18 protein-coding genes are annotated in these 19823 nt (G+C 61.0%); 17 read left to right on the top strand and 1 reads right to left on the bottom strand.

Annotated features, from left to right (window positions below):
- The first annotated feature begins 2 nt into the window (after positions 1-2).
- From AUC43_RS15290 to AUC43_RS15360, 15 genes are all read left to right on the top strand, one after another.
- On the top strand, positions 3-731 hold the full coding sequence (locus tag AUC43_RS15290; protein WP_068195508.1) for an HK97 family phage prohead protease: 729 nt from the start codon (positions 3-5) through the stop codon (positions 729-731).
- 12 nt (positions 732-743) lie between these two features.
- Complete coding sequence (locus AUC43_RS15295; RefSeq protein WP_068195512.1) at positions 744-1886, top strand: phage major capsid protein; 1143 nt, start codon at positions 744-746, stop codon at positions 1884-1886.
- A 10-nt stretch (positions 1887-1896) separates the two neighbouring features.
- Positions 1897-2112 carry a hypothetical protein gene (locus AUC43_RS15300; RefSeq protein ID WP_068195515.1) on the top strand — a complete coding sequence of 72 codons (216 nt, stop codon included), beginning with the start codon at positions 1897-1899 and terminating at the stop codon, positions 2110-2112.
- A gap of 78 nt (positions 2113-2190) precedes the next feature.
- Positions 2191-2694: a head-tail connector protein gene (locus AUC43_RS15305; protein WP_068195518.1), complete on the top strand. Its 504-nt coding sequence runs from the start codon at positions 2191-2193 to the stop codon at positions 2692-2694.
- 2 nt (positions 2695-2696) lie between these two features.
- Entirely contained in the window at positions 2697-3023 is a 327-nt protein-coding gene (locus tag AUC43_RS15310) for a phage head closure protein (RefSeq protein ID WP_068195524.1), read from the top strand.
- Entirely contained in the window at positions 3013-3357 is a 345-nt protein-coding gene (locus AUC43_RS15315) for an HK97-gp10 family putative phage morphogenesis protein (protein WP_068195527.1), read from the top strand. The genes AUC43_RS15310 and AUC43_RS15315 overlap by 11 nt, the downstream gene beginning before the upstream one ends.
- A 3-nt stretch (positions 3358-3360) precedes the next feature.
- Complete coding sequence (gene gp17, locus AUC43_RS15320) at positions 3361-3807, top strand: tail completion protein gp17 (protein WP_068195530.1); 447 nt, start codon at positions 3361-3363, stop codon at positions 3805-3807.
- A 5-nt stretch (positions 3808-3812) separates the two neighbouring features.
- A complete protein-coding gene (locus AUC43_RS15325; RefSeq protein ID WP_068195534.1) occupies positions 3813-4232 on the top strand; it encodes a hypothetical protein in 420 nt (139 codons plus the stop codon).
- Between the two features lie 34 nt (positions 4233-4266).
- Complete coding sequence (locus AUC43_RS15330; RefSeq protein ID WP_068195537.1) at positions 4267-4614, top strand: hypothetical protein; 348 nt, start codon at positions 4267-4269, stop codon at positions 4612-4614.
- A gap of 125 nt (positions 4615-4739) precedes the next feature.
- Positions 4740-4973 carry a hypothetical protein gene (locus tag AUC43_RS15335; protein WP_068195540.1) on the top strand — a complete coding sequence of 78 codons (234 nt, stop codon included), beginning with the start codon at positions 4740-4742 and terminating at the stop codon, positions 4971-4973.
- A 17-nt stretch (positions 4974-4990) separates the two neighbouring features.
- The gene (locus AUC43_RS15340; protein WP_068195542.1) at positions 4991-8251 is read left to right on the top strand and encodes a tape measure protein; all 3261 of its coding nucleotides are present in this window, start codon (positions 4991-4993) and stop codon (positions 8249-8251) included.
- Between the two features lie 96 nt (positions 8252-8347).
- Positions 8348-11992: a hypothetical protein gene (locus AUC43_RS15345; RefSeq protein WP_068195544.1), complete on the top strand. Its 3645-nt coding sequence runs from the start codon at positions 8348-8350 to the stop codon at positions 11990-11992.
- 102 nt (positions 11993-12094) lie between these two features.
- Entirely contained in the window at positions 12095-16642 is a 4548-nt protein-coding gene (locus tag AUC43_RS15350) for a beta strand repeat-containing protein (protein WP_068195546.1), read from the top strand.
- A gap of 9 nt (positions 16643-16651) precedes the next feature.
- Positions 16652-17209 (top strand): hypothetical protein, encoded by a 558-nt coding sequence (locus tag AUC43_RS15355; protein WP_068195549.1) that lies wholly within the window; start codon positions 16652-16654, stop codon positions 17207-17209.
- 40 nt (positions 17210-17249) lie between these two features.
- Positions 17250-18428 carry a hypothetical protein gene (locus AUC43_RS15360; protein ID WP_068195553.1) on the top strand — a complete coding sequence of 393 codons (1179 nt, stop codon included), beginning with the start codon at positions 17250-17252 and terminating at the stop codon, positions 18426-18428.
- A gap of 39 nt (positions 18429-18467) precedes the next feature.
- On the opposite strand, the gene AUC43_RS15365 is transcribed toward AUC43_RS15360, so the two are convergent.
- Positions 18468-18653: a hypothetical protein gene (locus AUC43_RS15365; RefSeq protein ID WP_068195556.1), complete on the bottom strand. Its 186-nt coding sequence runs from the start codon at positions 18651-18653 to the stop codon at positions 18468-18470.
- A 116-nt stretch (positions 18654-18769) separates the two neighbouring features.
- On the opposite strand from AUC43_RS15365, the gene AUC43_RS15370 reads away from it, so the two are divergent.
- Positions 18770-19270 (top strand): hypothetical protein, encoded by a 501-nt coding sequence (locus AUC43_RS15370; protein ID WP_199243459.1) that lies wholly within the window; start codon positions 18770-18772, stop codon positions 19268-19270.
- A gap of 2 nt (positions 19271-19272) precedes the next feature.
- Positions 19273-19647 (top strand): hypothetical protein, encoded by a 375-nt coding sequence (locus AUC43_RS15375; RefSeq protein ID WP_068195562.1) that lies wholly within the window; start codon positions 19273-19275, stop codon positions 19645-19647.
- The last annotated feature ends 176 nt before the right edge of the window (positions 19648-19823 follow it).

Raw genomic sequence — 19823 nt, forward strand, 5'->3', positions numbered from 1 at the left:
CCATGTTCGAAACCAAAAAGGCTGCCACCGGAATCATCACCGACGTCGATACGACGGGGCGCCGCATCGTGCTGTACGCGGCGGACTTCAATTCCCTGGATTCTTACCAGGACGTCATCAAGCCGGGTGCCTTCGCGAAGACGATTCAAGAGAATCGGGCCCGCATCAAGCACCTGATGCACCACAACACCGAACAGGTAGTGGGCCGCCCCGAGTCCATCGTGGAAGACATGAAGGGCCTGTTGGTAACCTCCATCATCAGCGACACCCAGCTCGGCCGCGACCTGCTCACGCTGGTAGCCGATGGGGTGCTTACCGAGAACTCCATCGGCTACACGGCCGTGAAGTCCAGCCGCGACGAATCGACCGGCACGCGCACCCTGCAGGAAATCAAGCTCTACGAGTACAGCACCGTGACCTGGGGCGCCAACGAGAACGCGGGCATCGTGGGCATCAAGTCCCTGACCCCGGCCGACCAGCAGGCCGAGCTCTTCAAGCAGCTCACCCTCCTACAAAAATCGCTTCGCCACGGGAATATCTCGGACGAAACGTGCGCGCTTCTGGAAATCAAGGCGCTGCAAATACAGCAGGCGATTTCGGATTTACTGTCCCCATCACTCCCTCTTCCAGCCGAGCCGGTGCAAGCCACTCAGGCGCTGGTGGTCGAGCCGGTGCAGGTGAAGCTGGAATTCAATGCGCTCCGCGTCTTCCAAGACGCTTATAAAAAGTGATTCACCCTAACCGTGGAAATCAATGAATTCAAAGCACAACTACAAGAAGTTGCCAATGTTGTAAAGACCGACCTCGCCTCGCTCGAGGCCAAGCATGCCGCCGACCTGCTAGCGGTACAGGCCTCGCTCGACGCCATTGCGGCCGAGCAGAAGAACGCCAAGATTGGCGCCGAGAAGCGCGAGACCGCCTCGTCATTCCTGGCGGTGGTCGAAGCCAAGTCGGAAGACCTGAAGAACCTGGCCGAGCGCAAGACGGTCACTTTCCAATTGGATGAGAAAGCAGCCGTGAACATGTTCACCGCCGCCGGCGCCAATTTCGTGGGCAAGACCGAGCTGGGCTACCAGGCGGCCCCCGCGGCGCCGACCTCCATCAGCGACATCGTCGCCGGGGGCACCATCAATACCCCCAGCCTTTCCTACGTCCGCATCACGGGCTACGAGGGCGGCCCCCAGATGGTGGCCGAAGGCGGCCTGAAGCCGAAGTTCTCGCTCACCACCGAGCTGATCGACGCGACCGTCAAGAAGATAGCCGTCACCGCCAAGTTCTCGGAAGAGGCCACCAAGGACGCCACCACGTTCGTGAGCCTCGTGCAGAGCGAAATGGTGCGCCTGCACAACGAGTACCTCGACGAGCAGTCCCTGCTGGGCTCGGGCACCGGCAACGACCTGCAGGGCATCATGCCCCTGGCCAAGTCCTTCGACGCCGGCTATTTCGCGTCCACCATCTCAAATGCCCAGAAGATCGACGTCATTCGCGTGGCCATTGCCCAGGCCCGCATTGCGCTCTACACCCCCTCGCACGTGGTGATGAACCCCGTGGACGTGGCCGACCTGGAGCTGCAAAAGGACGCCAACGGCAACTACCTGCTGCCGACCATCCTCTCCGGCACGCTGTCCACCATTGGCCGCGTGAAGATTGTCGAGATGGACGCCATGCCCACCGGCCAGTTCCTGGTGGGCTCGTTCGACCGCGGCGCCAAGCTCTACACCCGCGACGGCCTGACCCTGCGCGTGTACGACCAGAACGAAGACGACGCCATGCACAACATGATCCTCGTCGTGCTTGAGTCGCGCCACGTGCAGTTGGTCAACCGCCCCGAGGCCTTCATCAAGGGCTCGTTCGCATCGGCCATTACCAGCCTCAACAAAGCGTAAGCGCTAAGCCATGACGAAGACCGTCATTGCCCTGACCACCTTCCTGAGTAATCGGGAACTGTGGCTCCCAGGAGAACGCAAGGAAGTCAGCCAGCACCTGGCGGACGAATTGCTGAAGGCGGGCCTGGTCGCTGAAGCGGGGGGAACGGAGGTAACGCAAGTTGCCGAAGTTCCTCCTACCAAGCGCAGCACCAAGCCCAAGCGCCTAAAGCTGGAAACCAAGTAAACCCAAAGCCCCACACCCATTAAGGTGCGGGGCTTTTTACTGCCCAAAAGGTTGCTGCTGAAACGGGGTATATAAGGCATGGAACCCGTTACCCTCGCCTTTTTCAAAACCTACGCCCGCCTCTCGAATGACATCGAAGACGCGGTGCTTGAGCTGTTCATCGCCGCCGCCCGGGAGAAGGCCGAAGCCTACTGCAACCGCCATTTCGTGAGCAAGGTGGCCGAGAAGACCTTCCCGGTGAACGTGTCCAGCACCATTCCGGCCGAAGACATCCTTTCCGTTACCGGCTACTACACCAGCGCCGAACAAGTGGCGCAGGCTTACTGGTACTGGGTGGAATACCAGAAGGGCATCATCGTCAACCGCGACTACCCCATCGACTACGACAACCTGCCCACTTACACCGTGCGCTACCAGGTCACCATCGACCCCAGCGACGTGCCCGCTTCCGTGAAAGTGGCCATTGCCAAGATCGCGGCTGACCTCTACGAGAACCGCGAGCACAGCACCTCTATTGGTAACCAGGAACTGAGCATCGGCTTCAAAAGCCTGCTGGCGCCCTACAAAATCATCAATTCGTAGCCTTGAGTAACGCAGGAAAATACCGCGAGCGGGTCACTTTCTACACCCCGGGTGCTACGGTCTCCGACGGTGCCGGGGGTCAGTTGCCCGCAGGCCCCGAAACCAGCCTCACCCTTTGGGCAAGAGTCCAGGCCCTACCGGCCAAGGAAGACCTTATCAGCGGCAAAATCGTCCCTCGCCAGCCTTACAAGGTGACCATCCGCTACGCCAGCAGCCTGAGCAACAGCACCCGCATGGAGTGCAACGGCAAGCACATCAGCGTCACCAGTATCGTGAGCAACGAGCGGACCACAGAAATCTACCTCTACGGCGTTGAGTGTGACAGTTAAGCTCGAGGGCGCCGAAAGCTTCCTGGGCAAGCTCCGGGTGTACGCCACGGGCGCTTCCAAGCGGGTACAGCAGACCGTGGCGGCCTCTTTGCTCCAGATTGAGTCTGATGCCAAGGACCTGGCCCCGGTCGATACCGGCCTGCTTCGTGGCTCCATCCACGCCAACCTGAGTGGGCGGCTCGCGGGCAGCGTCACGGTGAGCGTCAACTACGCCAAATGGGTGGAATTCGGCAACGGCCGCAACAAGCCGCAGCCCTTCCTCTACCCGGCCTACCACAAGAACAAGGCCGCGTTCCTGGCCAACCTCAAGGAGGCCCTAAAATTCAGATTCTAACGCGTGCCAAGTGTCGATTTAGTCCTCCAAAAAGCCCTCTACGGGACCCTGAGCACCGCGGGCCTGACCTTCAACGGCAACCCGGTTTCGGTGTACGCCAACGTGCCCCCAACTGCTGGCGCGCCTTACGTGGTGCTTGACCAAATATCCACGGTGCCCCTGAATGGCAATGTGGCCTGCAAGCACTGGGAAAGCGTGTTTCAGCTTACCGTGCTGACGGCTTTCGAGGTGGCCGGACAGGTTTCGGACCTCCCCGGTCTCGACATCCAGGGCCAAATCATGGCCGCATTGGATGACCAGTACCTCCCGCTGACCGACGGCTTCCAGATGCACCCCATCCAGGTTTCCCAGACCCGGAAACTCAGCCGCTTTACCCAAAACTCGGTCGAAGTGCTGAGATATATAACCTTGAAGATGAGAGTCTATCAAGAAAAAAATAGAGATGAATAGCACACATGGCTAGTGAAATCCTCGCAACGAATGTTGTAATCAAAATCAACGACAAGGTCTTTGGCTGCGCCCAGAGCGCGTCGTTCTCGACCAAAGTCGAAATGACCGGCGTCGTCTGCTCCGCTACGGGCGGTTTCAAGAAGCAGGTGCCCGGCATGGAGTCGTGGGACGGTTCGCTGACCGCCATCGTGCGCACGTTCCCTACCGCCGAAGTCGCTTCGAACGTGACCCTGCGTGAGATGTACACCTCCCTGCGCGAGAAGACCCTCGTGGACGTGGAGTATGAGCTGGGCGGCGTGGATGGTTTCATCTTCTCCTCGAAGGCTTACCTGAGCAACGTGGACATCTCGGTTCCCGAGGGTTCCGGTGCTGTTACCTGGACGGCCAACCTCGTAGGTGCTGAGCCCTTGCTGCTTGGCGCCTAATCCTCACGGATAAATAACCCCCTGTATTTATCTAATGGAGATTAAAGAGAGAGGCTTTGGCACCATGACCATTGGTGGCAAAGACCGCGGCTTCCACATCGGCACGTACCAGTCCAAGGTGTTTTGCGATACCCGCGGCATTAAGCTGGACGACTACTTTGAGGAGCTGAACAAGTTCAACTTCACGAACAGCATGGCCAACAACCAGTTCGTGTGCGATTTGCTGTATTCGGCATTGGTAGCCTATGCCACCTTCCACGACGAGCCGATTGATTTCACGCCCGTCAAGGTAACCTTCTGGGCCGACATGGCCAGCCCCGACGAGGTAGCCAAACTATTCGTCGTCATGGCGGAAATGCGCCGCGATACGCCAAAAAAGTAGGCTGCGTAGTCACCACAACAACCGACCAGAGCGCACCAGAACCAGACGACTACGCTGGCACCTGGTGCGCTCTTTTGGATTATGCCTGTGGTGAGGTTGGGATACGCGCAGAAGACTTCTGGCTCATGACGTGGAACGAGTACCAACGCCGCGTCAACGGCTACAACCAGCGGCAATGGCATGAGTGGGACCGGACCCGCCGCATTGCCTGCGAGGTGTACAACAACATGAATGAGAAGCCGGTGGACTACCGGAAATACATCACCCTGCCGACCGACGACCTGGAGGGCGAAGCCAAAGCCAAGCTAGCCGCTGACCTGGCCTTTTTTGAAGAAATGAAAGCCAAGGGTCGGATATAAAAATCGCATGACAATGTGTGGATTTAGAATACCTAAAGGTTGCGATTGATTGCAAGATTGACGACTTCGAATACGGCATCAAGCAGGCCGAAAAAGGCCTGGGCCGCCTCAGCAGCTACGCGAAGGAAACGGGCGAAAGTCTGAGCAAATACGTCACCCTGCCACTGAGTTTGCTGGCCGGTGCCGCCATTAAAACAGCCGGTGACTTGCAGGCCCTCGAGAAGGGCTTTGCCGCGGTCTATAAAGGCGCGGGCGACGTAGGCCTGGAACTCAAGAAGCTCCAGGAAGTGGCGAAGCTCCCGGGTCTGGGCATCAAGGAAGCCGAACAGGGCTCCATCCGCTTGCAGGCCGTGGGCTTCAGCGCCGAGGAGGCCCGCAAGGCGCTCATGGCCTTTGGCAACGCGATTGCCACCACGGGCGGCGGCAAGAACGAGCTGGACCGGGTAACCGTGCAGCTGGCGCAATTGAGCGCTAAGGGAAAGCTACTGGCCCAGGACCTGCGTCCCATTATTGAAGCAGCACCTGCCGCGGCCAGTGCTTTGCAGCGCCTCTACGGCACCGTCGATTCCGAAGCCATTTCGGCTTCCCTGCAAAAGCAAGGCAAGAGCGCCCAGGACTTCATAACTGACCTGACCGGGGAGCTGGCCAAGCTCCCGAAAGTAACCGGCGGCATCAAGAACGCGCTGGAAAACCTGAGCGATTCGGGCACCATTGCCCTGGCCAAGCTGGGGGATTCCCTCAACAAGTCGTTCAACCTGGAAAGCGTCGCCGAGCGCCTGGGCAACACCCTCACGGGCATGGCCGATTCGTTCAGCCAGCTCGACCCGGCCACGCAGAAGACCATCCTGGGATTGGGTGGTGTAGCGGCGGCCACCGGTCCCGTATTGCTGACGGTTGGGGCATTGGGACAGGCACTGCCGATTGCCATCAAAGGCTTTGAAGCCTTCGCATCGGTTGGAAAACTGTTAGTTACCAGTTTGGGTCCAGTTGGAATCGCCATTGCCGCGGTTACAGCGGCCGCAGTGTACTTCATCGCGACCTACGAAACGGTAGAAGACAAATTCAACAAGAGCGCGAAGGCGGCCGACGACCTGGACGCCCAGCTAACGCCCTTGCTGAAGACCTACGACGACCTGACGGCCAAGAGCAAGCTCACATCTGCCGAGCAAGAGACCCTGGCCGGGACCGTCAAGCAGCTGGCCGCGCTCCTGCCGGGTGCCGCCACGGCGTTTGACAAATACGGCAACGCCATTGAGTTGAGCCGAACCAAGCTGGTTGCCCTGCAAAAAGCCAAGCAGCAAGTGGTGGTGGACGACGCCATCGCGGCCCTGCCCGAGCAAAACAAGAAGGTGCGCGAGGCGGCCGACGCAGTGAAGTTTTACGTGGACCGCCTCAACCAAATCAAGAAGTTTGGTGGTTTTTACACGGGCGGCGCCAACGGCACCAAGCCGGCACTGATTAAAGTGGGCCAGGAGGAAGAAGCGGCTTACCGCAAGCAGCAAGCCACCCTGGGCACCATCCTGGAAGAGGAGCTGCAAAAGCGCAACGACATGGCCAAGCGCCTGGGCATTACCCAGCAGAGCCTGGACGACAACTTTGTGGTGCGCGAAGGCTACGCTCAAAAGCTCAACAAGAGCCAGGATGCGCTCAACCAGAAGAAAGAAGTAGAGAACAAGCTGACCCGCGAGGGCCTGGAGGAACGCAAGAAAGCGTTGCTGGCCGAGCGTGATTTGGTGGACCGCAAAGCCACCGGCAGCACCGTGACCAACAAGGCCGAAGTGTCGAAAATCACCAAGGAGATTACCAAAAGGGAAACCCAGCTTTTGGACGTCCGGCTCAACCCGGATACTAAAAAAGTGCTGCTGCAGGAGATTGCGGCCCTCAAGGCCAGCATCACCAGGAAAGGCGATGCCCGCATTGCGGAAATCAACCTCGATGTGGCCTCCATTGACAAGCAAATCAAGGCCATTGACGAGTTGGGCGTAGGCTCCAAGTCCGACGCCAAAAAGAAGGCAAAAGAGATTTCCGAGCTGGCCCGCGCCAACGAGGCGTTCCGCGACGGCCTGCGTCAGATGAACCTGGAGTACAAGATTCAGGGCGAGACCTTCGACGTGGGTGCCGCAAAGGCCCAGGTGTACAAAACCTACCTCGACAAGCTGATTCAGCTGGATAAGACCGGCAAGGTGGAGGATTCGCCCAAGTTCAAAAAGGCGATGGAAGAGTATCAGCTGCTCACCATTGCCAGCGAGCGCTTCCAGGAAACCGCGAAACTGAAAGGCATCTTCGAGAACACCGAAGCCACCATCAAGGCCAACGGCGAAGCCATCCTGGCCCTGGGCATGACGGCCGACGATGCGAAAGAGCGGGTAAAGGTGCTGGAATCCCAGCTTCGTGCTTCGCTCAACGGCGTGGAGTCCCTGCAAAAAGCAGGTGCCGGGGAAAACGACGAGTTCCTGTTGGCCGAGCGCCAGCACGCGAAGGAACTGACCGCTGAACTGGAGAAGGCCCGCAAAGCCGCCGCCCAGGCCAAGCGTGACGCGGATACGGACGATTTGCTCGAATCGCTCAACGGCGGCACGGGCAGCAAGGCCAGCACCAATTTTAAGGACTTGGCCAGCGGCAAGGCCCAGGACGAGCTGGAAGAACGAATTCGCAAGGCCCAGGACGCTGTCCACGACCTTCAAAAGGACGGTGCTGATGATGTACGTATCAAGCAGGCCCAGGACGCGGTGGCGGGCTTAAAAGGCCAGCTGGATTTGACCGACGTCTACGCCGGAGCGGCCCAGCAGGCGAGTGAATCACTCGGTGAAATCGCCACCGTCATCCTTGGCGGCATTGGCGGCATCATTACCGGTCAGATGTCCCTCACGGATGGACTGGCCAGCATCTTCTCGAAGACCCTCGGCATCGTGGGCAACTTCATGAAGGACTTCGGTAAGCAACTCCTGTTGCTCGGCGCTGGTCACGTCGCGATGGGCCTGGCTACGGCCAACCCCGCAATGGTCACGGCCGGTGGCCTGGAGCTGGCAGCCGGTGGTGCCCTCTACTTGGGCGGCACCATCATGAGTGCCATTGGTTCGGCAGCCGCACCCAGCAGCAGCAAGGCCAGCACACCCCAAACGTCGGCGTCGGCGACCCCTGGATCTGGTACGTCCAGCAAGGACAAGCAGAACGTGAACATCACCGTCACTTTTGCCCCGGTAGAGTTGCGGGCCGAAGGCGCTGCTTTGCGCTCGGTCATGCGGGTAGATAACTACCGCCTCACGCAAAACCGCTAATACGCTTTATGCTTCAGAACAAGGCTCTCTCCTACCCGAGAGGGCCTTTTTCATTGCCTTCGGCCGGGGATATATAAGCCACAACCCCCACAGTTTATGGCGAAAACCCTCATCAAGACGACCTGCGACCTCCAGCCGGACAACTCGTACTCCAAGACGTCGATTTACTACACCACCGGCCTGCTGGCACGCGGTCTCGACCCCATTACCACGGTCACCGAGCCCGCCATTTCGTGCAGCGTGTTCACCATGCCCGCGGGCACCCAGCTCGAGAGCTTCTGCACCCTGGATAGCAACGGAGCAGGCGTGCGCCGCATCATCAAGTTCATCGACATCCAGTTCCTGAACTGGCAAAGCACCGAGGAAGTAGCCGACTCGGCCTGTGACTTCACCTGCGACCTGAACAGCCCTTACGTGTCGGCCACGCCCACCACGACCCCCACCAGCACCGACGGCAAGATTCGCCTCGACGTCACCACCACCTATCCCCCGATTGTGGTGTACAACGCCACACTCGGCAGCCCTACCACCAATACCCTGTACAGCGCTCCTGGCATCACCCCGGCCACCTACATTGTCAACTACGACAACGTGGCCCCGGGCACTTATGCCTTTGCCATCCAGGACAACAACAACTGCCGCTTCACCACTGCCCCGGTTGTGGTCGCGGTCGGCAGCGCCCCGGGCACCGGCAGCGGCCAGCACTATGACTGGTTTAAGTACGAGCTGACGGGTAACGGCTTCGCCAAGGGCACGCCCTTCCAGCTTCAAGGCTGGGCCTGGAGCAAGGCCACCAAGGTGCCTTACCAGGTCACTGGCGTACCCATCACCTACCCTAATTTTTACCAGCAAGCCACCTACCAAAAGGGCGACATCGTCTGGTACTCCAACCAGGGCGTGAGCACTAACTGGCAGCAGGCGTTCTTCCGCGCCACGCGGGACCTGAAGCCCGCCGACTTCCCGCCCACCAACGCCGTGCCCGCGCCCAACCGCTACGGGCAGAGCACCGCCGAGTGGGAAAACGTGGGCACCTTTTACGGGGGCACCATTTACTACACCACTGGGGCAGGCTTTGCCGGGGTGCCCGTGTCCGAGCCCTACTTCACCGGCTACCGCACCCCCGCTACCTCGGGCGGCTGGTGGTACTACGAGGAAAACAGCGTGACCCGCTACGGCTGGGACAGCTTCTACCGCGCCAAGAAGCGCATCGAGAGCAAGTACTTCACCAACCACCTCATGGACGCGCCGCCCACCCGCCCCGACCTCTGGGAAAAGGTGAACAACTACGACACGTTTTACTACGCCATCCCCGAACAACAAGCCATCGACCAGTACACCATCGGCACCCTGGCGCGCACCGTGCGCTACCACCTGTTTAATCCCCAGCAGCTGATGTACGTGCCCACCAGCACCGACTTCCAGCGCGTGGACGGGTTCGACTTCGTGCTGTTTGACGACACCACGCCCGGTGTGGAAACCCAGCTCGGCGACCTGGTGGTGCTTGACGTCATCAAGAACGACATCGACGAGCGCGGGGCCGAGAACGGCAGCGTGGCCATCCTGGCCACCAGCCCGAGTATGCCCATCCAGTACCATTTGCGCAACGGCGTGCGCACCGGCTACGTGCAGGACAACACCACGGGCATTTACGAACGCTTATCGCCCGGGCGCTACGCGGTGGACATCACCGACGCCAACAACCGCTACGCCAGCGTGGAATTCGACATCGAGGACCGCTACCAGGCGCGCTGGAAACTCACCTTTGACGACGTCGATGCCGAGCCGCTGGAGATTCAGTTCTTTGAGCGCGACTGGACCGGCCCCGTAACCGACGTGTGCGGCACCGATACGCCCGTAATCCTGTCCTGGGACCACGGCGGCGACCCGGCCGGTTACCTGCCCGAAGCAGTGGGTGCGAACCTGCAATTCAACGTGCGCACGGAAGTGGCCCAGCAGTTCGTGGACACCATTCTGAAGGATGACCGTAACCACCGCATCGACTACTACCGCGGCGGCAAGCTACACTTCCGCGGCTACATCGACGCCACCACCTACCAGGAGGCCCTTTTAAGTCCCGGTCAGACCGTAACCCTCACGGCCACCGACGGCCTGGGCCAGCTCAAGAACACCAAGTTCATCAACCACCGCCGCGAGCGCCAGGTGGGCCGCACAAGCATGCTCAGCATCCTGCTGAAGTGCCTGAGCTTCTGCGACGTCAACCTACCCCTCTACTGCGGCAACAACCTGCGCGACGAGTTGATGACGGCCAACGGCGATCCATACCTGGAGGCCTACGTGAACCGCAGCACCTACGACCAAAAGGACGGCGAAGTCATTAAGGACGAGGACATCATTGACTGCCGCACGGTACTTGATGCCATCCTGCGCGTGTTCAACGCCCAGCTGTTTCAGGCCGATGGATCCTGGCGCATCATCGCCCTCAACGAGGTGCACGACGTGTTTGCCACGCGGGTCTTCTCCCCGGCTGGTACGTTGTTAACGGGCATGGATACCACAATGCCGCCCCTGCGCATCCTCCCGGATCAGGACGCCACCGGACCCCGCGAGCTGTACTGGATTAACAGCACCCAAAGCCGTACCACGGTGGCCGCGGCCCAGATTCTGAAAGCCACGATTGACCTCAAGCTCGAAGCCAACCTACTGCGCAACGGCGAGTTTGCGGAGTGGGACGCCGCCAACACCCGCCCCCTGTACTGGAGCACCCAGGGCACGCCGGGGGTAACACGCGCCAAGGGCGAAAAGGCTAAAGAGTATGCGGTACAGTTTGCCGGTTACTCGACTACCCTGAGCCCAAGCAATTACCTGTTGTCACCGGCTGCCCCTCACCTCGAGGGCCAGGATGAGGACGGCATGGTAGTCGAGTTCAAGGCCCAGCTCACGCCCACGACCCAGAACCCGGCCGAGCTGACGGCGACCCTGAACTTCCAGGTGGTCTGCGACGGGGCTCCCGTGGGTCCTTTGCTGCCTGTACTGATTTCCAGCAAGGACAAGTGGAAGAAGCACACCCTGAACCTGCCAATGGGCCTGCCCGGTACATCGGTGCGGGTACGCCTGATCAAGCCCGTGGCGACCGATGTGGCCAGCCTGGCCAGCACCCTGAGCGTGAGCTACGTGGCCCTGGCCATCCAGCCAGGGTTGGTAGACTGGAGCGACGTGAAGCAGGATTTCGTGGAAGTTGAGAACAACGAAGGCATCACCACCGGCATCCGACTGGACGACGTCGAGCTGGCCCATGCCGACCTGCCCTTGCTGCCCGCCTTCAACAGCAAAGCCATGGCGCCAAAGAAAATGGACGTGTACGCCTGGCGCCACGCCGTTTCGCTCGCAGACTTCACGGCCACCACGGCCTGGAAGCGCCCCGGCTATCCCAACACGGCGCCCCTGCTGGACAACGCGGCCCAGGACCGCATGGCCCTACGCTCGGTGCCTTCCAGCGAGGTAACCGGCGAAGTGGCCGGTCCTGGTATCCACTTCCTGCGCATCGGCCTGATGCTGGACATGCCCGAAGACCTGGAAGGCAAGTTTTTGGTGCTGAGCTGCTTCAAGAACGAGCGGATGGGCACGGCCCGCATCACGGTGCGCAAGCTCGGCGATGGCTACTACGGCAACGCCCAGCCCGACGTCCCGGACGATGCCCGTATCGGCTACAAAAACGGCCGGTTGGGCTACCGCATCAGCGTAGTAAACGGCGCGGAAGGCTTTCGCACGGCCCAGCCCTAACCGGCTGGCCGGATCCAGATAAAAGGCACGGTTCGCTTCGGTGGACCGTGCCTTTCTGCGCTATTGGGGCGGGATATATAAGGGACAACAGCCCCCTTTTCCATGCCCGTATCGCTGAACAAGTACCGTATCAAAGACCTCCTGGCGCTGACGCAGGAGGCGGACCTAATCAACAAAATCTTCGAGGTCGAATCCGGCAGCGGCACGGACCAGAGCTTCAAGGTATCCTTCCCGACGGTGGTGCAGACCGTGGCCAACAACCTGCCCGGCGGCAACAACGCCAAAGTGGCCATCAAGACGGCCCGCTGCTACGATGCGACCGCGGTCAACTATTCCCCGGGCGACGAGACCCTGGTGGGCCTGAACCCGGACTTTTTGTGCCTGTTCACCACCTGCCGCGTGGAGTTCCCCCACCCCTCGACCGAATACCTCCTGGTCTACGACGGCACCCCCGGCGCCCCCTTGCAGGTGTGGCGCGACGGCGATTTCACCGGCCAGAAGATCGGCGCCAAGTGGGTGCCCGTGGGCTCCATCGACGCGCAGGTGCAGGGCATCGTGGACTTCAGCCCCTTTGCCTTCTCGTACGCGCAGGACGCCACCGTCAAGTACACCCTCAACGGCCAGTTGCGCCTGTTCACGGCCAAGCAGGAGCTGGTGAAAGCCACGTTCACCCCTTCCCAGATTCCGGCACCGACCGGCTTGAACACCGATGCCAACTGGCAGGAGATCAACGCGGGCGCCACGTCGGTTGTCCGCGACTTCCTGCCCGGTTCCTACAAGAAGGACCAGGTGGTGGTGTTCAACGGCACGCAGTACCGCGCCAAGCAGGACCTGGTGATCGGCGATTTCGTCAACCAGGCCGGCACCTACGACAACTTCCCGGATCTGGACTACTGGCAGCCGCTTAACAGCGGTGGCGGCGTAAGCTACGACGACACCGCCCTGACCGCCCGTGTCCTGGGCACAGAGAATGCCCTCGACGCCCTCACGACTACTGAGCAGGCGCACTACACCGAGCTGAACAACCGCCTGAACGCGCTGGTCAGCACGGCCCCGGACTACGTGCCCGGTAGTTATGTAAAGGGCCAGTTCGTGACCAACGCGGGCAACGTGTACATCGCCAAGCAGAACATCGCCAACAGCACCGCGGCGCCCACCGCGACCAACGTGTACTGGCTGCAACTCGGCGGTGGCAGCGGCCCCGCGACCGTGGTCGAGCAGACCCTGGGCAGCAACAGCACCACCAGCGTTCCCAGCATCAAGGCCACGGCCGACGCCCTGGTACCCAAGGCGGATAAGACGTACGTGGACAGCCAAAACGTGCTGAAAGTGGACAAGGTGACCGGCAAGCAACTCAGCACCGAGGACTACACCAGCGCGGAGAAAGCCAAGCTGGCCGGGCTGGTGAGCGACGTGCCCAATCAAAACAGCTTGGCCCCGGCTTCGGCAACGGTATCCCCGACCGTGGACGCCGTAAACACCGGCCTGGCGCTGAAAGTGGATAAAATAGCCGGAAAAGGGCTGTCCACGAACGATTACACCACCGCCGAGCAGACCAAGCTGGCTGGGCTGAACAATGCGCCTGCTAACCAGAACAGCCTGACGCCCGCCAGCACCACCCTCGCTCCCACCGTGGACGCGGTGACCGGTGGCTTGAGCGGCAAGGTGGACAAGGTGGCGGGCAAGCAGCTCAGCACCGAGGATTACACGACGACGGAAAAGATCAAACTGGCCGGGTTGGCCAACGCCGACGTGAACAAGGCGTACGTCGATGCCGCCACCGCCACCTTGCAAACGAACATCAACGCCAAGGCGGCCGACAACGCCGTGGTTCACCTGGCGGGCACCGAAACCCTCACGGGCAGCAAGACCTTCAGCGGTGACCTCAACCTGAGCGGATCGGCCACCTTGTGGTTGAACTCGGGCAACACGCTGCGCATGAGCGGCCGCATGGACTTGCGCACCACGGACTTCAACGCCTCGAAGACCCACGACAACACGGGCCAGCACCAGATGTACACCGGCACGGGCGGGCACACGCTCACCTTGCCGCAGCTATCGGGTTCGACCTACCAGACCTTTTGGGTGGAAAACATCGGCACGGGCGATTTGACCATTGCCACGACGGCCCCCAACACCATTTTGGTGAACAACACCAGCGTGAGCACGGCGCTCCTGAGCCCCGGGGAAACCCTGATGCTGGTGCACCGCAGCAGCGCGTCCACCAACTGGGTCGGCTCCTACCAGGGCGGCAGCAAGCCTTCCACCGTTGGCAAAGTACAGAACGCCTTGACCCCGGCCAGTACCTCGCTGGCGCCTTCCGTCGACGCGACCACGGCGGGCCTCGCCCTGAAAGTGGATGCCGTGGCCGGAAAAGGCCTCAGCACGAACGATTATACCACCGCAGAAAAGACCAAGCTGGCGGGCCTCACTAACGCCGACGTAACCAAGAGCTACGTGGACACCGCCGACGCGGCCCTGCAAAGCCAGCTCACTGCGTTGCAAAACACCGCCGCAGTGGATGTCTACAACGTGTCGCAGGCCCTCCGCGAAGCCGTGGTGCAGGGCACGTTCAACGATTCCAACGAGTTGACCACGGCCGTTACCGGCTCGGTGAGCGGCATGCGCTTCACGTACCAGACCTACGACTACGAGTACATGCCCGGCGACCTGGGTACGCTGGTATGGGTGCGCAACTACAAGAAAGGCAGTGTCACCTATGCCGGTGGCACCGGTGGCGAAGCCGCGCAGAATGGATTGTCTCCGGCCAGCGCCACCGTGCCGCCGAGCGTGGACGCCGTGAACGCCGGTCTGGCTGCCAAAGCCGACAAGACGTATGTGGACAGCCAGGATTCGGCGCTCCAAAACCAAATCACGAGCAACACCAACGGCTTGGCTACCAAAGCCGACAAGAGCTATGTCGATGCCCAGGACACCGGCCTACAAAACCAGATCACCAGCAACACCAACGCCCTGACCACCAAAGTGGACAAGGTAGCGGGCATGGGCCTGTCCACCAACGACTACACGACGGCAGAGAAGAACAAGCTCAACGGCCTGACCACGGTAGCTGCCGGAACCAACATCGGCTTGGACACCACCACGACCCCGGGCAGCACCATCATCAGCAACACGATGCCCGCCGCTTCCGGCACGGTCTCGGGCTACCTGACGTCGGCCAACTGGAATACCTTCAACAACAAGCAGAACGCCATCGTCAACACCGATGCGCTGACTGAAGGCACCACGAACAAGTACTACACGGATGCCCGCGCCCGCGCTTCGGTTTCGGCAACGGCGGGCAGTGCCCTCACCTACAACACCGGCACCGGGGTCTTCTCGCTGCCCGTGGCCACCACCACGGCGTCGGGCTACCTGAGCAACACGGACTGGACGACGTTCAACAGCAAGCAAAACACGCTGGCGGCCGCCAACGGCACCACCAACGGCTACTTGACCTCGACGGACTGGACGACTTTTAACGGCAAGCAGAACGCTTTATCGGCGGCCTCCGGCACGGTCTCGGGTTACCTGACCTCGGCCGACTGGACTACGTTCAACGGCAAGCTGGGTCCGACCACGACCACCACGGCCATCGGCGAAGGCACCAACCAGTACTTCACCACGACCCGCGTGCTCAACACGGCACTGACCGGACTGGTGACCACCACGAGCGGCACCCCCGTGGCCGCCGACACCATGCTGGCGGCCTGGAACAAGGTGACCAACTTCATCACCAACATCACGGCCACGATTCGCGCCGTGACCCTGGGCACGTATTCGAAGGCAGCCACCCAGACGGCCATCGCCACCACGGACACCACCCCGTTGGCCCTGGGCAAATTGGAGAAGAAAGCCGACGACGCCATTGCCAGCTTGGCCAACAAATCCGACGTGGGCCACACCCACACGGCTTCCCAGGTTACGGACTTCAATACGGCCGCGGACGGGCGCATCAACCTGATGAAGAACGTGGCCGGGGGCATTCCCCAATTGGACGCCAGCGCCCAGATTTATGCGTCCTTGCTGCCCATCGCCACGACCACGAGCCTGGGCGCCATCAAGCCCGGCACCAATTTGACCGTCGCCGCGGACGGCACGCTGAACGCTTCGGGAGGATCCATTGTCCCGGCCACCACGACCACCCTGGGCGGCATCAAAGTGGGCAACGGCCTCCTCGTTCAGCCCGACGGCACTCTGGCCACCAACGGCACCGGGGGCACGGCCTACACCTTACCGTTGGCCACCCCGGACACGCTCGGCGGCGTCAAGATCGGGCAGAACCTCATCGCCAACCCCGACGGCACCATCGGGGTGTACCGGGTCCTGCCCCGCACCAATTACGTGGGCGTTTCGGGCACCCTGACGGCCTCGATGGACAACCAGGACCAGTTCGGCTACTTGCTGGCGGGCAGCATCCTGATCAACGACAACACTACGTTCAAGAACGACGGCCAGAAGGTCATCTTCCGCATCGCCCAGCAAGGCGCGGGGTCCCTGTATTCGGTCACGTGGTCGTCGGCCTTCCGCTTCCCCGGCGGCACCGCCCCGGCCATGACCCAGGCCCTCAGCAAGACGGATTATTACGGCTTCACCTGGAACGCCGGCACGGGGTTCTGGGACTGCGTGGCCATCACCCAAAACCTGTAATCGCTCCTTATGCCCAGTATTACCAGTAACCATTTTGTCGGGACCACGGCCATCGCGCCCTGGGTTTTCGTCAGCAACAGCAGCACCGGCATCACCCAGGTCGTGGACGGCACCAACCCCGGCGTGCAACGCTCGGGCCGGGCACTGACCAACGGCACCACCTTCTTCAAGCTCACCACCGACCACGTGTCCTTGGGGGTGCCGGCCGGGGCCACGATGACCAGCGTCACCCTGACGTTCCAGTACCACGTACCGACCTACACCACCGGGGCTTCCTCTTCCGTGGGGGCCAGCGCCATTTCGGCCGATGGCTTGACCTCCTTGCAGGGCTTCAGCAACGTCACCGGTCTGGCAGCCGCCAACGCCACCTTCCTCACGACGGCGTCCAACACGTGGACGCCCACCGGCCTCTACACCGACCCGGCCACGGTCATGAATTATTACCTCTACGTTCAGCCCAACACCGGCGCCAGCAACACGGCCAAGGTCATCATCGGGGTGCGCAACATCGCCATCACGGTCAATTACAACGTGAAAAACACCGGGGCCTTCTTCTGCTTCTTTTAAGCCGCAGCAGTACCCTCAAAAAAGAACCCCCGCCTTCTTCATGAAGAACCTCCAAGCCAATGAGAGCTACAGCCTCCCGGCCTTGACCGTCACCACGCCCGCCGAACCGGCAGGGAGCCTGCCGATCGCCACCACTGCCAAAACCGGCGTGGTGAAAATCGGCGCCGGGCTGGCCGTACAGGGCGACGGCACGCTTTCCAGCGCTTACCTCAAGACCGGCAGCGGCGGCAGCGGCACGCTGGTGCTGGGCCTCGCCAACAACACCAACGACGTATCGGGCGGCGCCACCTGCTTCCTCCATTCCACGGGCAGCGGCAACGTGATTGCGACCCCCGTGGGCCAGCGCAACCTGATTTCCGGCACGGGCAGCAACAACAGCATTTCCGGCCTGTACACCAGCGATTCCCGCATCCTGGGCACGGGCAGCAACAACAGCATCGCCGGCTCCAATTGCGTCATTGACGGCGGCTCGGGCAATACGCTCACCGCCAACCATGCCGGGGTGACGCTGATTGACTGCACCAACTTCACCCCGCCCACTTCCCCGCAAAACGTGACCTACCTGCGCAACGCGCAGCTCGTGACCGGCGGGGGCAGCATACAGAACAGCCTGAGCCCGGCCAGCGCCACGGCGGCCCCTTCCGTGGACGCGGTCACCAACGGCCTGGCGCTGAAATACGACAAGCCCACCGGGGTCAGCGTGGCCCTGGGCGTGGGCGCCTACACCCCGGGCGGCTATTGCACGAACCTGGGCAACAACGCGGGCGCGGGCACCACGGGCGGCTTCGGCAGCGTGTTCATCGGCACCGGGGCGGGGTACAAGAGCAACCCGGCCGGGGGCATCTTCATCGGCCAGAACGCCTGCCTCAATCACACCACGGGCGACGACAACCTGCTGATCGGCCGCTACGTGGGCACCAGTTTTATAAGCGGCATCCGCAACATCGCCTTCGGCTACATGGCCGGCCCCCGGTCGGTGCTCAACAACACCGTGGCCCTGGGCAACAACGTCGTTCCCACGGCCAACGGCGTCATGTGCCTGGGCGGGGCCGGTGGGGATACCTACAACGTCGGCATCGGCCCCAGCGCCCCCACGGAACGGTTGCAGGTCGAGGGAAACATCGAAGCCTCCGGGTCCTTCATTCTGAAGTCGCCCAACGGCACCCGCTACAAACTCACCATCAGCGACGCGGGCAACCTGGAAACGTCCCTGGCTTAAGCTGAAAAAAGACCACTCCGATTGGAGTGGTCTTTTGTTTTACTTGTCCTTGGCCTGGTTGGCAATGCCACGGATAATAAGGGCAAATACGGCCAGGGCCCCGATGCTCTCGCAGGTGTACGTGAGCGGGCCAAAGCCACCCGTGAAGCGGTAATCGACAAGCGGCGGCACCAGTAGCAGGAGCAGCAGCACGAAGAAAGGGCTGAGGCGTTTGAGGAACTTCATAACAGAAGGCTTTCCGCTATATATCGCCCTGTTTCCGGGCAGCCAAGCGTCTTTTTTCAATCCGCTTCGGTGAATACATACCATAGCCTTACCGCCAAAAAGATGGTGCTCCACCCTTGCTCTTCCCTACCCTACTCCTCGCCACTGCAACGGCCACGGCCATGCAATTCCCCATCCTGGCCGGATTGCTCAAAGAACTCTGGCTGGTGATTACCCTCTTTACCGGCGCGATTCTGACCGTGTACAAAATCCACCTGGATAAAAAGACGGCCGCTCACAAGCTTCAGGAAGACACGACGGTCAAAGAAAAAGCCGACCTATTGGCTCGGCTGAAAAAGATGGAAGAAGAGATTCACAACAACACCAATAAGCACATGGCCGCCCAACTGGAACGCGAGAAGAACATGGACGCCATGGACGTGCGGTTCCGCGTGATGGAGCACAAGGTCAGCCAGGTGGACACGCTGGTGGTGGAAATCAACGGCGTGAAGACGCGTCAGGAGGTGCAGAACGCCCTCATCACGACGATGGACGCCAAGATTTCTGAAATGAAATCCGAGAGCAAGGCCCAGTTCAACGAGGTGCTTTACCTCCTAAAAGAACGCCGCGACAAGTAGGCATGAATGCTAGTAAGTTTTGGGAAGACGTCTTAACCAACGACAAGAAAAAGTATAGCTCGAACGCGGTCATGCGGGCCGTGGTGTTCGTACTGGGCTGTTGTTTCGCGACCGCTGCCGTCGTTGGTGATTTCATGGGCGTAGTCATCCGACTGGACCCGGCAGTGCTGGCCTGGAGCCTGGCCTTTGGCATTGCGGGCCTGCGGATCGGCGAAGCCTGGCTGCAACGGAAAACAGCGGACAGCACGGGCGCTCCCCTGCTCCAGGAGGGCACCGCGGTCGCCCCGTCGGAGCCCGTGGTCGCGGCCCCTCCGGTCTCCCCTGCCAATGTCACCCAGCTTACTACCCCCACCGAAGGAGAGCTGGCGGACCAGTAACCGCTACTAAAAAGGCCCTCCAGTGACAGAGAGCCTTTCCTTAAGTAGTCGGCCGGCGCAGGTCGGGTATTCACGGCGTGCGCTAAATCAGCCATTTGCCATCCCCGTTTTGGTCAAGCGCTGTACTACCCTACCACCTTTTACTTGTTCCTGAAAATAATAAATAGGTAAACACC

The sequence above is a fragment of the Hymenobacter sedentarius genome (genome assembly GCF_001507645.1).
Classification (GTDB): Bacteria; Bacteroidota; Bacteroidia; order Cytophagales; family Hymenobacteraceae; genus Hymenobacter; species Hymenobacter sedentarius.